The sequence below is a fragment of the Vallitalea sediminicola genome (genome assembly GCF_054408565.1).
The window spans coordinates 231,833-246,919 of record NZ_BTPT01000046.1 but is presented as its reverse complement, the minus strand read 5'-3'; the positions used below and the strand labels follow the sequence as shown (position 1 = coordinate 246,919).

The 15,087-nt window shown below is 30.8% G+C and carries 13 protein-coding genes; 2 read left to right on the top strand and 11 right to left on the bottom strand.

The window, feature by feature from the left end; all coding sequences use genetic code 11:
- Positions 1 to 100: 100 nt before the first annotated feature.
- From yihA to ACX6CF_RS19440, 6 genes are all read right to left on the bottom strand, one after another.
- On the bottom strand, positions 101 to 694 hold the full coding sequence (gene yihA / locus ACX6CF_RS19465; RefSeq protein ID WP_458787029.1) for a ribosome biogenesis GTP-binding protein YihA/YsxC: 594 nt from the start codon (positions 692 to 694) through the stop codon (positions 101 to 103).
- 15 nt (positions 695 to 709) lie between these two features.
- The gene (lon, locus tag ACX6CF_RS19460) at positions 710 to 3,034 is read right to left on the bottom strand and encodes an endopeptidase La (RefSeq protein ID WP_458787028.1); all 2,325 of its coding nucleotides are present in this window, start codon (positions 3,032 to 3,034) and stop codon (positions 710 to 712) included.
- Positions 3,035 to 3,140: 106 nt separating this feature from the next.
- Positions 3,141 to 4,445 carry an ATP-dependent Clp protease ATP-binding subunit ClpX gene (clpX, locus tag ACX6CF_RS19455; protein WP_458787027.1) on the bottom strand — a complete coding sequence of 435 codons (1,305 nt, stop codon included), beginning with the start codon at positions 4,443 to 4,445 and terminating at the stop codon, positions 3,141 to 3,143.
- An 18-nt stretch (positions 4,446 to 4,463) separates the two neighbouring features.
- On the bottom strand, positions 4,464 to 5,045 hold the full coding sequence (gene clpP / locus ACX6CF_RS19450; RefSeq protein ID WP_458787026.1) for an ATP-dependent Clp endopeptidase proteolytic subunit ClpP: 582 nt from the start codon (positions 5,043 to 5,045) through the stop codon (positions 4,464 to 4,466).
- Between the two features lie 49 nt (positions 5,046 to 5,094).
- Positions 5,095 to 6,381, bottom strand: coding sequence for a trigger factor (tig, locus tag ACX6CF_RS19445; RefSeq protein ID WP_458787025.1), 1,287 nt, complete (start codon positions 6,379 to 6,381; stop codon positions 5,095 to 5,097).
- 430 nt (positions 6,382 to 6,811) lie between these two features.
- Positions 6,812 to 7,006 (bottom strand): alpha/beta-type small acid-soluble spore protein, encoded by a 195-nt coding sequence (locus tag ACX6CF_RS19440; protein WP_113672212.1) that lies wholly within the window; start codon positions 7,004 to 7,006, stop codon positions 6,812 to 6,814.
- Between the two features lie 213 nt (positions 7,007 to 7,219).
- Here ACX6CF_RS19440 and ACX6CF_RS19435 point away from each other — a divergent pair, with 213 nt between their 5' ends.
- Positions 7,220 to 7,621: a hypothetical protein gene (locus tag ACX6CF_RS19435; RefSeq protein WP_458787024.1), complete on the top strand. Its 402-nt coding sequence runs from the start codon at positions 7,220 to 7,222 to the stop codon at positions 7,619 to 7,621.
- Positions 7,622 to 7,756: 135 nt separating this feature from the next.
- Here ACX6CF_RS19435 and ACX6CF_RS19430 read toward each other — a convergent pair whose 3' ends face one another.
- The 5 genes from ACX6CF_RS19430 to ACX6CF_RS19410 all read right to left on the bottom strand — a co-directional run bounded on the left by ACX6CF_RS19430 (position 7,757) and on the right by ACX6CF_RS19410 (position 14,228).
- Positions 7,757 to 8,695: an ABC transporter ATP-binding protein gene (locus ACX6CF_RS19430; RefSeq protein ID WP_458787023.1), complete on the bottom strand. Its 939-nt coding sequence runs from the start codon at positions 8,693 to 8,695 to the stop codon at positions 7,757 to 7,759.
- Positions 8,695 to 9,732, bottom strand: a complete 1,038-nt coding sequence (locus ACX6CF_RS19425; RefSeq protein WP_458787022.1) for an ABC transporter ATP-binding protein — start codon at positions 9,730 to 9,732, stop codon at positions 8,695 to 8,697. Before ACX6CF_RS19425 ends, ACX6CF_RS19430 begins: the two co-directional genes overlap by 1 nt.
- A 14-nt stretch (positions 9,733 to 9,746) precedes the next feature.
- Positions 9,747 to 11,177 carry an ABC transporter permease gene (locus tag ACX6CF_RS19420; RefSeq protein WP_458787021.1) on the bottom strand — a complete coding sequence of 477 codons (1,431 nt, stop codon included), beginning with the start codon at positions 11,175 to 11,177 and terminating at the stop codon, positions 9,747 to 9,749.
- 1 nt (position 11,178) lies between these two features.
- Complete coding sequence (locus tag ACX6CF_RS19415; RefSeq protein ID WP_458787020.1) at positions 11,179 to 12,141, bottom strand: ABC transporter permease; 963 nt, start codon at positions 12,139 to 12,141, stop codon at positions 11,179 to 11,181.
- A gap of 116 nt (positions 12,142 to 12,257) precedes the next feature.
- A complete protein-coding gene (locus ACX6CF_RS19410) occupies positions 12,258 to 14,228 on the bottom strand; it encodes a peptide ABC transporter substrate-binding protein (RefSeq protein ID WP_458787019.1) in 1,971 nt (656 codons plus the stop codon).
- A 427-nt stretch (positions 14,229 to 14,655) separates the two neighbouring features.
- Here ACX6CF_RS19410 and ACX6CF_RS19405 point away from each other — a divergent pair, with 427 nt between their 5' ends.
- The gene (locus ACX6CF_RS19405; protein WP_458787018.1) at positions 14,656 to 15,072 is read left to right on the top strand and encodes a hypothetical protein; all 417 of its coding nucleotides are present in this window, start codon (positions 14,656 to 14,658) and stop codon (positions 15,070 to 15,072) included.
- The last annotated feature ends 15 nt before the right edge of the window (positions 15,073 to 15,087 follow it).

Genomic DNA, 15,087 nt, shown 5'->3' with positions numbered 1-15,087 from the left:
AAAAACTATATATATACCGCTTTTGTTTCCCTTAGCTAACGGCAATTTATGAATAACTGATATTATTAATAATTGAAAAACTATTAGCATTATAAGTTTTTCAATTATTACCTTCTATAATATTATCTATTATTTCCCATAGAGCGTCTTTTCCTTGTTTTGTGGATGCAGAAAAGGGAACTATTTTGTTGCGATCTTGGATTCCTAGAGATTTTTTTATAACACTTACGTGTTTGTCTATTTGGCTTCTTTTTATTTTGTCTAATTTGGTAGCAATTACAATTGGCTCTAAGCCGTTATACACAATCCAATCGTATAACATTTTATCGTTACTATTGGGTTCATGTCTTATATCCACTAGTAATAGTATTTGTTTTATTTGTTTCCTTTTATTAAGATAACTTTCTATGAATTTTCCCCAACGTTCACGTTCTGATTTGGAAACTTTTGCATAACCGTATCCAGGTAAATCTACAAAATAGATTTTGTCTTCAATGTTGTAGAAATTGATAGTCTGAGTTTTTCCAGGTTGGGATGATGTTCGTGCATAGGATTTTCTATTGATCAATGCATTAATCAGTGAAGATTTACCTACATTTGATTTTCCAGCGAAAGCTATTTCAAAAAGACCTGTATCAGGAAATTGAGATGGATTTCCTGATACAACTTCTAGGTTTACATTGTTTACATTCATATTATCTCCTGCCTCTTAATTAGTATTTAGTATGGCTTCATTAATAACTTCATTCATGTTAGTAACATAAATGATTTCCAGACCTTTGGTAATCTCTTTATCCACTTCAGATATATTTTTAATATTATCTTTTGGAATTAAGACTTTTTTAATACCTGCTCTTTTGGCTGCTAAAAGTTTTTCTTTTAGACCTCCTATTGGTAGTACCCGTCCTCTAAGCGTTATTTCCCCTGTCATGGCAACATCATTTTTGACAGGTTTGTTGGTAAGTGCTGATATCATGGCAGTCGCCATAGTAATCCCTGCCGAAGGTCCATCTTTTGGTACAGCTCCTTCAGGAATATGAATATGGATATCAGTATTCTTATAAAAATCTTCATCAATCTCTAATTCCTTTATTTTGGAACGGATATAACTTATACCTGCTTTAGCAGACTCCTTCATTACATCTCCTAATTGACCTGTTAATTCGAATTTGCCAGTACCTTTCATAGTATTTACCTCTATAGAAAGTGTATCACCACCAACAGCGGTCCAAGCTAGACCTCTTACTACACCAACTTGAGATTTATCTGCTATCCTATCAAAAGTATATAATGGAATTCCCAAATATTTTTCAATGTTTTGCTCTGTAATTTTTATTGATGGCTTACTATTAACCAACACTTCTTTGGCAGCTTTTCTGCATATTTCTCCGATTCTTCTTTCTAAGTTTCTTACACCAGCTTCTTTTGTGTAACTACTTATCAGTGTTTTTAGAGCATTATTACTTATTGATAATTGACCTTCTTTTAGACCATGTTTCTCCCTTTGCTTAGTGATTAGATGTCTATTAGCTATATGCATCTTTTCATTAGCAGTATAACTTGTGACTTGTATCAGTTCTAACCTATCTAGAAGTGGTCTAGGTATAGTTTGTATAGAGTTAGCCGTAGCAATAAACAATACATCGGATAAATCAACTGGCAACTGTATATAATGGTCTCTAAACTTATTGTTTTGTTCAGAGTCAAGTACTTCTAATAATGCTGATGAGGGATCTCCTCTAAAATCAGAACTCATCTTATCAATTTCATCAAATAGCATCAATGTATTACTTGAACCAGATTGCTTTAGACCATTAACAATACGCCCAGGCATAGCTCCAATATAAGTTCGTCTATGTCCACGTATTTCTGCTTCGTCTCTTACTCCACCCAAAGATATTCTCACATAATTTCTATTTAAAGCTTTTGCAATTGATTTAGCTATAGATGTTTTTCCTGTACCAGGTGGACCTACTAAACATAAAATTGGGCTATCAGTTTTACTAGATAATTTTCTAACTGCTAAATGTTCAAGTATTCTTTCCTTGACTTTTATAAGTCCATAGTGGTCTGTATTTAATATTTCTTCTGCTTTAGTAATATTTTTTGATTCTTTAGTTTTGTTATTCCAAGGTAACTCTAATAGACATTCAATATAATTTCTTACAACAACACCTTCTGAAGATCCATTAGGTATTTTTTTCATCCTGTCAATTTCTTTTTCTATCTTTTCTTTGACAGCTTTAGGGGCTTTTAGACTCTTAAGCTGTTTCATATATTTTTCTACTTCTTCACCTAAACCATATTTGTCGCCCAACTCATCTTGTATTACCTTAAGCTGTTCTCTAAGATAGTATTCCTTTTGGTTTTTATCTATTTTTTGTTTTACTTGAATCTGAATATCTTTTTTAATTTTACTTAACTCAATTTCACTTTTTAGGATTGATATAGTCATCTTTAGTCTTTCGACTGAATCAATTTCTCCTAGTATGTTTTGTTTATTTTCAAGAGAAATATTTATATTAGACGCAATACTATCTGCTAATTTACCGATATTTTTGATTCCTAGCATATTCTTTATGGTTTCAGTGGAATACTGTGGGTTAACTTTCGAGTATTCCTCTAGACTTTCAAATGTAATCCTAAGAAGAGCTTCTTTTTCTTCTTCACTGAGGGCACCCTTGTTTTTTTCTATTTTTTCAATTTCTGTCATTATAAAAGGTTCTTCAGAAATAATATTCTTAATTTCTCCACGATCTAATCCTTCTACTAATACTCTTATTATATTTCCAGGCAGCTTAATTAATTGCTTAATCTTGGAAATAGTTCCAAACTTATATAAATTTTCTACTAATGGTTCTTCTTCCTTCGCATCCTTTTGAGCTACTAGAAAAACTAACTGTTCGTTGGTCATAGCTTCTTCTAAGGCATTAACTGATTTTTTTCTGTTTACATCAAAATGTATAATCATATCTGGTAATACATTAATGCCTCTAAGGGCTAATAAAGGAATTTTTATTGTGGTTTCTTCCATATTTATGTAACCTCACTCCTTAAAGAATTTTTATCATATGAAATTCTAATCTTTAATAAAAATCCCCCTACTAGGCAGGGGGAGAATTCATGTTAGGAAACAGGTCCTAAGCAGTTTCATTTTCATTTTTGCGTTTTGTTCTCTTTTTCGCTACTGGCTTTTTTAGTGATTGAATATTTTCATTGATAATTAATTTTGGTTTTTCGTTACCTTCAATTACATCTTTTGTTATAACACATTTTTCAATCTTATCATTTGATGGTATCTCAAACATAACTTCAGTCATTATTTCTTCTATTATTGCTCTAAGCCCTCTTGCCCCTGTTTTTCGTTCAAGAGATTTTTTAGCTATTGATATTAGAGAATCATCATCAAATTCTAATTCAACATTATCCATATCAAATAATGTTTTATATTGTTTGACTAGAGAATTCTTAGGTTTTACAAGTATATCAACCAAAGCATCTTCTGTTAAGTTATTAAGAGTAACATTAACAGGTATACGACCAACAAATTCTGGTATAAGTCCGAATTTAATTAAGTCTTGTGGTAATAACTCTTTTAACATATGGCCTATTTGCTGGTTTTTGATACTTTCTACAGTTGCCCCAAATCCCATTGATTTTTCACCAATACGTTTTTGGATTGTTTTTTCCAAACCGTCAAACGCACCAGCACAAATAAATAAAATATTAGTTGTATCTATTTGAATAAATTCTTGGTGTGGATGTTTTCTTCCACCTTGTGGGGGAACAGATGCAATAGTTCCTTCTAAAATCTTTAATAGCGCTTGTTGAACACCCTCACCACTTACATCTCTTGTAATAGATGGATTATCAGATTTTCTAGCTATTTTATCAATTTCATCAATATATATAATACCTTGTTCTGCTTTTTCAATATCAAAATCTGCTGACTGAATCAAACGTAGTAATATGTTTTCAACATCTTCTCCAACATAACCTGCTTCAGTCAATGATGTAGCATCTGCAATTGCAAAAGGTACACCTAACATCTTTGCTAATGTTTGAGCCATATATGTTTTACCTGAACCTGTAGGTCCAACCATGAGTATATTACTCTTCCTAAGTTCTACATCTTCACTCTTAAAATCACTTCTAATTCTTTTATAATGATTATATACCGCAACCGCCAATGTTTTCTTAGCATCATCTTGACCGATAACATATTCATCTAGAAATGTTTTTATTTCAAGAGGTTTAGGTATGTTTTCAAGATCTTGAGCTTCTTTATAATCTTGGAACTCTTCTTCTATAATTTCTGCGCATAATTCAATACACTCATCACAAATATAGACATTAGGTCCCGCAATAAGCTTTCTTACTTGATCTTGAGCTTTGTGACAGAATGAGCATCTAAGTTGTTTCTTGTCTTCATATTTATTAGCCACTGCTTCACCTACTTTCGGCTATCTTTTTTCAAATACTTTATCAATAAGACCATATTCTTTAGCCGCTTCAGCTGTTAAGAAGTTATCCCTATCAGTATCCTTCTCAATAACATCTAATGGCTGACCAGTCTTTTCACTTAATATTTTATTAAGTTTTTCTCTAATTTCGATTATTCTATCTGCATGTATTTTAATGTCAACAGCTTGCCCTTGAATTCCTCCAAGAGGTTGATGTATCATAATCTCTGCGTTAGGTAAAGCATATCTTTTCCCTTTCGCACCACCAGCAAGTAAAAATGATCCCATACTAGCAGCCATACCAATACATATTGTTGATACATCTGGTTTAATGTATTGCATAGTGTCATATATTGCCATTCCTGCAGTAATTGATCCTCCTGGACTATTTATATATAAATGAATGTCTTTTTCTGGGTCTTCAGCTTCTAGAAATAATAATTGTGCTACAATAACACTTGCAGCTGCATCAGTAACTTCTTCTCCTAAGAAAATAATTCTTTCTTTTAAAAGTCTAGAAAAAATATCGTATGATCTTTCTCCTCTACTAGTTTGCTCTATGACGTAAGGTACTAAACTCATAATTTTTACCTCCTCTACATTTTATCTTACGCAAATAATATACTTATTATTACACTTCTTTAGCTTGCTCAGCAATGAAATCAAGTGCTTTACGATTTTTAATATCATCTGTAATTGACTCTTTTTCTTCATCACCAACAGTTTCTACAATTTTGTCATATTCCATATTGTATGCTTCTGCCATTCTTTGTAGTTCTTCTTTTAATTCTTCTTCAGAAACTTCTACCTCTTCAGCTTTAGCGATAGCTTCTAATACTAATCTAGATTTAATTCTCTTTTCTGCATCAGTCTTCATAGTTTCTTTTAATGTTGCCATATTTTGACCAGTAAAACCGAAATATTGTTCTAATGATAATCCTTGATATTGAAGTCTTGTAGCAAAATCATTAGTCATATTTTCTGATTGTAAATCAATCATAGGTTCTGGTATTTCCATTGAAGAATTTTCTATGATTTTTTCTAAGACATCTTCTTGTTTTTTAGTCTTTGCTGTATTTTCTTTTTGCTCTAAGAGTTTTGCCTTAATATCTTCTTTATATTCATCAAGTGATTCAAATTCAGATACATCTTTAGCAAATTCGTCATCTACTTCAGGTAATTCTTTGAATTTGATTTCGTTAATTTTAACTTTGAATAATGCTTCTTTTCCTTGTAATTCTTCTTGTTGATATTCTTCTGGGAAAGTAACATTTACTTCAATCTCTTCATCAATATTTTTTCCAACTAATTGCTCTTCAAATGAGTCAATAAAAGAATGTGAACCTATAGTTAATGAATAATTTTCTGCTTTACCACCTTCGAATGGTTCTCCATCTACAAAACCTTCGAAATCAATTATAACTTGGTCATTATCTTCAATAGCTCTATCAGTTATATTAATTAATCTTGAATTTTTTTCTCTTACTTTTTCAATTTCACCTGCAATGTCTTCATCTGTTACTTCTACATTACTTTTTTCAATCTCAATGCTTTTATATTCGCCTAAAGTAACTTCTGGCTTTACAGCAACTTCTGCAGTAAAAATCATTGGTTTTCCTTTTTCAACTTGTTGCACGTCAACTTCTGGTCTTGAAACAACCTCTAGTTTGTTATCTTCTATAGCTTTATCATATGCATCTGGGATTATGTAGTTGACAGCATCCTCATAAAAAATTTCTGCACCATAATTCTTTTCAATTAATTGTCTAGGTACTCTACCTTTTCTGAATCCTGGAACAGTAATCTTGTTTTTGTTCTTATTATATGCATGCTTCATGCCTTCTTCAAAGCGATCTGCATCGACTTCAATGGTTAGTTTAACCATGCTTTTTTCTAGTGTTTCAATATTTACGTTCATTTAAAATTGTTCCTCCTTAATTTATATAGTAGGAAAGTCATTTCTTCCCTTTTTTATTTATTTTAAGATGAAGTGGGCTTTTCTCATATTATTCTCATTCTATATAAAAGGGCATAGCTATTCCTATTTAACCATTTGTATATTATACCATAGTGATTATGATAAATCTACATATTTTTATTATTATCTTAATTTACAGATTAAGACTTTAACCATAGAAACACATGTAAAGGTGTTTTATTTTTAGATTAGTCAGTCACATTATTAAAGTATTGTTTTTTCTATAAGTTTTTATACATTTTACTCTAAATATGTATGGATTTGTTTACCATTCCTCAACTTATTATAATGAAGTTAAATTTTTACAATAAAAAAATCCCAGATTATATCTCTAGGATTTTAATATGCTTTGTTTATCGTTGTCAAGCGATTAATAAGAACCACCTGATGACATAGATTGCTCTTGTTTTTCAATCATTCTCTTAACCATTTCTCCACCTACTGAACCAGCTTGTGCAGATGTTAAATCTCCATTATAACCTTGTTTCAAGTTAACGTTAAGTTCGTTAGCTATTTCATACTTAAACTTATTAAGTGCGTCTGTTGCTTGCTTGTTGTATGCCATTTAAAATCACCTCCGTAATCATAGTATTAACTATAATCATTTTTTTACTATGGTATTTGTAACCAGTAAAAAACCATTTATTACATATGATTTTGTATGAATAATAAGTTATAATCTATTTAGATAAAAACTTATTTCGATTACTTGAATTTAGTATTTACACTTATAGCAAAAAGTATCTTAATAATTTAATTTTTTTCAGGAGGTTTTCAAATGGCTACATATCTTGACTATTATAACAATCATCTTTCTCCTAAACTAAAAAAAATAGATTTATTTTTAAAAACCGAGGAAAAGGATATTATTGATATGAATGTTGTCTCTGAACTACTAGATATCTCTAATTACGAGATAAGAAAAATAATGAGAAAGAATAGTATTGATAATATTACTAAACATTCTTTTATTATGATAATGTTTTACGGAAGTAGCGACATATGCAAATTGTTCTCTAGAGAAGTAAAACGAAAAGTACCTAATTCTTATAGTCCTTCAGATATCTCTTATATCTACCAGTTACCTTATGAGAGTGTTATACAAGCTGCACAAGAAGCAAGTATTAAAGATATTACAACACAGAATATTAATAAATTATTTTCGTACATATATGTTTAAAACTAAAAAAATATCCTAATAGGATATTTTTTTCAAGAAATTCTACTATTACTATTAAATTCTCAAATTAAATGTTTGATTTTTATCACTGAATAAGGCTACATAGATATTATCCTATGTAGCCTTAACTTTTATTTACCTGTATAAAGCGTCCCACTTTTCAATTTCTTTCTCATTACCATAAATGAAATGACCTGGATCAATTTCTATCCATTGTGGCTTATGAGTTGAATAATCATGTTCTTTTTCCGGTACATAAGCATGACGTCTTCTAGTTCTTTCAGTAATAGGATCTGGTAGTGGAATAGCTGATAACAATGATCTTGTGTATGGATGTAAAGGTTTATTGAATAATTGTTTACTTGTTGTAAGTTCCATTATCTTACCTTTATACATAACTGCTATTCTATCACTAATATACTTAACCATTGATAGATCATGGGCAATGAATAAGTATGTTAATCCTCTTTCTTGTTTTAATTCGTTCATTAAGTTTACAACTTGAGCTTGAATTGAAACGTCAAGTGCAGAAATAGGTTCATCAGCTATTATGAACTCTGGTTCAACAGCCATAGCTCTAGCTATACCTATTCTTTGTCTTTGACCACCTGAAAACTCATGAGGATAACGATCAGCATGTTGTTCATTAAGTCCAACAATATTTAACATTTCTATTATTTTTTGTCGTCGTTCCTCTTTATTCTTAACTAAATTATGAATATCTAATCCTTCAGCAATAATATCTTCAACCTTCATACGTGGATTAAGACAGGCCATTGGATCTTGAAAAATCATTTGCATATTTCTATTAACATTGGCAACAACTTTTCTTGGAACTTTTCCATCAATTCTATCACCCGACATAAAAACTTTTCCGTCCGTAGGATTATATAATCTTATCATAGTTCTTCCAGTTGTTGATTTACCTGAACCTGATTCTCCAACTAAACCAAATGTTTCACCTTTATATATCTTGAATGAAATATCATCAACAGCTTTAACAACACTAGTTCTACCCATTTTAAAGTACTGTTTTAGATTTTGAACTTCAACTAATACTTCTTTTGCACTCATTAGTTATTCACCTCTTTCAACCGCTCTCTTCGTTTAATTATAACATCAGGGGGAGTTACTTCTGGTGCATTTTCATGTAATAGCCATGAAGCTACTTTATGAGTATCAGTTATATCAAACATAGGTGGCTGTTGTTCAAAATCTATTTCCAAAGCATATTGACTTCTAAGTGCGAATGCATCACCAGTCGGTGGCTTAATCAAGTTAGGTGGGGTACCTGGTATAGCATACAATGCTCCTTCAGTTTCAAGGTCTGGCATTGAACCTATTAGTCCCCATGTATATGGATGTCTTGGATCATAGAATACTTCATCACTTGTTCCAATCTCCACCATTTTACCTGCATACATTACAGCAACACGATCAGCAACATTTGCAACAACACCTAAATCGTGAGTTATAAATATAACTGAAGCTCCTATTTTTTGTTGTAGATCTTTAACCAAATCAAGAATTTGAGCTTGAATAGTAACATCAAGAGCAGTAGTCGGTTCGTCTGCTATCAAAATAGAAGGTTCACATGCTAATGCAATAGCTATAACTATCCTTTGTCTCATACCTCCAGAAAATTGATGGGGATATTGTTTCATTCTCTCTCTAGGACTTGGAATTCCAACCATATCAATTAGTTTAACAGCCTTTTCAAAAGCTTCTAACTTGGAAACTTTTTGATGAAGTCTAATAACTTCCATTATTTGTTTTCCAATTGTCATTGTAGGATCCAAGGATGTCATTGGGTCTTGGAAAATCATAGCTATTTTATTACCTCTAATTGAATGAAGATGTGATTCTTTTATTTGAGTAACATCGTGTTCTTCGAATAATATGCTACCATTTTTATAATATCCGTTATCAGCTAATAGTCCCATAATACCTTTAACTGTTACTGATTTACCTGAACCTGATTCACCAACTATGGCAAGTGTTTCACCTTTATGTAAATCAAAAGATATACCTCGAACAGCCTGCACATCCCCTGCATAAGTTCTGAAAGAGATTTCTAAATCTTTAACTTGCAATATTTTTTCTTTATTCATCCTCTTTCTCCTTTCTATCTCATACGAGGGTCTAATGCATCTCTAAGTCCATTTGCTAATAGATTGATAGATAACATTAAAATTGACATAACTGTTGCAGGTATCAATAACATACTTGGTATAGTTTGGAAAGCTTCATAACCATCATTTACTAATACTCCCAGTGAAGACATTGGAATTGGTAATCCAATACCTATAAACGTTAAGAATGCCTCATAAAATATAGCACCAGGAATTGAGAAAGTAGCCATTACAAGTATCTGTCCAATAATATTCGGGAATAAATGTTTAGCCATCAATCTTCTCTTTGAAGCTCCTAGAGTTCTAGATGCTAGTATATATTCTTGTTCTCTTAATTTAAGAATTTGAGCTCTAACAACCCTAGCTACAGTTATCCAACCAGTTAAACTCATAGCCAATATCAAAATAATTAATCGAATTGTTGCTAGATCCTGTTGACCTGGCAAAATTCCATCAATGATACCTTCTATCCGGTCACTTATACTAATAAATATAACCATAAGAACTAATGCCGGAATACTTCCCAGTATTTCAGTTATACGCATCATAACCGTATCAACTTTGGTTCCTCCATAGAATCCAGATATAGTACCATATAAAATTCCAATGGTAAAATCAACAACAAGAGATGCCAAAGCAATAATTAATGAAACACGTACACCAATCCATAATCTAGTCCAAAGGTCTAATGCTAGTTTATCTGTTCCTAACCAAAAATATTGATCTTTTATATTCTGAACAGCATAATAATCTACATCCAGCTTTAACATTTCAATACCATACTCATCAATACTAGATTTAATTAACCTAAATGTACCAGGTTTGTACTTAGTATATTCACTTACCAATTCTTCATATGGCAATACAACAATTTCTTCTGTCTCAAGTACTTTAATCTTAGCAGTTAAAATATCATTGTCATCCTTATAAATTTTGATTACATTAATTTCATATGGATGATATGGTATATCCAATCTTTCTACTAATTGTTTTCGTTTTGTAGGTTTCTTTAATTCATTAAACTCATCAGTCTTAGGTAAATCACCAACAATTAAATCAAAAGAACCTCTATCTATTGTCGCATGACCATCAAATATACCTAGCTTCTCGATTCCAGGCATTCTAGGTGGAAGATAAGATATATTTCTTTTGGGTATTTCTACACCATTATCGTCAAGTATTACAGGCGATGAATCGTATGTAAAAACTGTTCCATCAGCGTTTTTTTGATTAAGAGGACCTATAGGACCAAAAATAGCTAATACTATTAATATAATAATAGCATAAAATCCTACCATAGAAGCTTTATTTTTTCTAAGTCTTCTACGTGCATCTTTCCAGAAGGAAATACTCTCAGTACCGATTTTATCTACCTCTGAAAAATCATGTTGTTTCAATTGAAATTTTTCTTTAGGCAATGCCATCTTATACTCCACCTCCTTTAAGTCTAATTCTTGGATCAATAACACCATATAATAAATCTACTACTAAAATAACAGTAACATATAAAAAACTTAGAACCAAGTTTACACCTAATATTACAAAATAGTCATTGCTGAATATTCCTCCAACTAACAACTTACCTAATCCAGGCACTCCGAAAAATTGCTCAACAACAACTCCACCTGTTAGTATATTAACAGCCATAGGACCTATCATAGTTATTACTGGTATTAACGCATTTCTAAGAGCGTGTCTGAATATCACTTTAGGTTTACTTAATCCTTTAGCCCTTGCCAGTAAAATATAATCACTATTTAATACTTCCACTAATTCAGAACGCATATATCTCATAGTTGATGATATAACAAATAAAGATAGTGAAAGTGCTGGTAGGATAGATGAATAAAATGAATCCCAAACCGAGACTTTTCTAAGAGCATCAACAGGGCTATAAATATAAGGGAACCACCCTAATTTACTACAAAAGAAATATTGTAAAAATGCTGCTGCTACAAATCCGGGAATAGATACACCTATAACAGCCAATATGGTTATAATATTATCCCATATTGAATTCCGATAAATAGCTGCTATTGCACCTAGAAAAATTCCAACAATAACACCAAAAATTAGAGCTATTGTTCCAATTTTTACAGTATGCGGTAATTTCATACCTATTAACCCTTTAACTGGTTGATCTTGAAGTTTAAAAGAAACTCCTAAATCACGTTTTACTATTAGATTCTTTACATATCTAAAGTACTGAACATATGCTGGATCATCAAGCCCGTATTTTTCCTCTATCATCTCTATTTGCGCTTGTGTAATTTTAGGATTGGCAAATGGTGAACCTGGCATTAGCCGTAACAAAAAAAAGTTTATCGTTAAGACAATAAATAGAGTTAAAAAAATTAGAGCTATCCTTTCAACTGTATAACGAAACATTAATGAACCTCCAATCAATTAATACTTTACCGAATTAAAATAGTATATAACATAAGTTTTGGCAGTATTAACTGCCAAAACTTAAATATCATATAAAATTTTTAAATTAGTATAGTCTACTCAAATTTAACCCATTTATATATATAATCAGCACCTGATTGTTGTAAAGTCATATTTTTAACTTTACGATTCATAAGAATTAATCTACTTGCTTGATACATAGGTATTACTGCTTGATCATCTTCAAGTAATATTTTCTCTAATTCAACTAATTTTTCAAAACGCTCTTTAGATTTTGCAGGATTTGTTAAATCTCCTGTTTTAGCTGATTTAAGAGTTGCATCATATTGTGGATTATTATATTTACCATTATTATATTCTGAATCAGCTGTAAATACTTCTAAGAATGTTGGTGAGTCAGGATAGTCAGGACCCCATCCTGTCCAGTTCATAATGAAATCACCTTTTGCAGTTCTTAATAGTCTTTCTCCCCAAGGTACTGTTGAAATTTCAACTGTACATCCTGGTAAGTTTTTCTCCATCTCATCCTTGATATGAGTTGCATTCTTCTTATCAGTTTCTCTTCCACCAAGCATAAGATCTATAGTTACTTCAGTCATACCTAGTTCATCCATAGCTTCTTTCCATAATTTTGAAGCTTCCTTTGGATTATAAGTATTATAACCTTTACTACCACCGTATAGATCTTCAGCTACTTCACGGAAATCTTTACCATCATGGTCAGCACTAGCTACAAATCCAGTTGGTACAAATCCATCAGTTGGAATAGAACCATTCTTTAATACGATATCTGTGATATATGATTTGTCAATAGCCATGTTAATAGCTTTTCTAGCTCTAACATCTTGTAATACTTTTCTAGCAGGTGTTAATGCACCATTCCATGGATTTACCTGTAGATATTGAATTCCTGTTTCTGGTAATAATACAGCATCTGGTCTATTACCATATTTATCTACGTTTTCACCAGATAATACAGTTCTATCAATTTGTCCTTCTAAGTACATGTTAACACGTGTATCATTATTTGCATCTTCAATAACACGAGAGTCTATTGCATCTAAGTCAACATTAGCTGCATCCCAGTAATGCTCATTTTTAACTAAATAATGTCTTTCACTTATTTTCCAATCTTTAAAAATAAATGCTCCATTATAAAGGAAATCTTTTGCTGATTTACCATATTTATCTGCTCCAACTTCGTTGTAGAATTTTTCATTAGCTGGGAATAATGCAGGGAAACATAGTAAGTCAATTAAATAAGGAACTGGTGCATCTAATTCAATTTTGAAAGTATGATCATCTTCAGCTGTGATAGCAACAGTATCTACTAATTCAACTAATTTTTCTTTTGCTTTATCTACTGAACCATAAGTACCTTCTAAGTCAGCTAAAAGTGTTGTAACTTTTTCTTCAAGAGATTTTTTAGCTTCTTCATATTGTTCTTTAGCAGTAGCTTCATCAGTATCTTCATAATTTTCTACTTTTAAATTCTTTAAGGATTTATCATTTTTTTCATAAGTAACTATTTCATTTTGTAATTTGAAAGCAGTACTACCATTCTTTATAGCACATGTTTCAAATAAGCTAGCATATTGAGCTGCTTCTGCTGGATCTAATAATTTTTTCCAAGCAAATACAAAGTCATTAGCTGTTACTTCTGCATATGGATTTCCATCAATATCAACCCATTGAGAACCTTTTTTCAAGTTGAATGTATATGTAAGTCCATCTTCTGAAACTTCATATGTATCAACCATATCTTCTTTAGGAGTTCCATCTACACCTTTAATGAATAAGCCTCCAAGAACATTTCCTAATATTTGGAAAGAAATATTATCTGTAGATTGCCATGTTATTAATTTTGGAATATTAGTAACATCAAGTAAACGTAATACTTTTGGCTCACTATCTTTCTCATCAGTATCTTTATCTTTATCTTGATCTTTATTGTCAGTTACTGTCTTATCGTCGTCGCTTGGCGTCTTTTCCTTATCTTTGTTGCCACATGCTGCTAGTGAAAAAGTCATTGTTAACACTAGTAGTAAAGCTAATAATTTTTTCATAAAAATCCTCCTTTTAAATTGGTTGTTATCCCACCCTAGATATTATCTTTTTATGTATCCTTTTAGTCGGGTTTTTGATAATTTTGTACTACTCTGTGACCAGTAAAACAAAATTATACTTAAATAATTATATATCATAAATTAGTCTTTGTAAAGGTTTTGATAATAGGTTAACATGATAAAGCTCTACCATATCATAGCGCTTTGGTGCTAAAATCCATGCTATATTTTGTAGGTTTATAGAGCATTTTGTTTTATATAAAATAATAATAATTTATAAAATCGAATTATGTATGTGGAATAATGATAAAATTAAAATCTATGTATGTTGGAAACAAATTTATTATGCTATAATATTAATATTATTTTTTTAAATATAAAATAATATGTAAAAATACATTAATAGTTATTTATCGGAGGATTAATTATGAAAAAAAATGTCAAAAAAATTATTTTTTTTACATTAATTGTTTTTTTAATCGGTTTATTACTTGCTTTTTTTGACAAACGTCTAGAAAACGAATCAATAACACTTTACCATATTCTTTTAGAAAAAATGTTTTTGGTTAATTTGTTCATCTTCGTCATAACCGGAATAGTATTTATCGATGATCAAGGTACTTTTAATGTTTTTAAATACTCATCTAAACATTATAGAGCCACTATTTCAAAAAGATACAAATATCATTTGGAAGAAGAATATTCATTAAAATCTAAACAGGAGATAAAAGAATTTCTGAAGAAAAAATATCTGTATGCACCTAAAAAGCATAGCTCAACCACTACTTTTTTCTACTTTAGTATTATTTTATTGATATTTTATTTATTATTTATAAACTTATAATATTACTCAAATCAT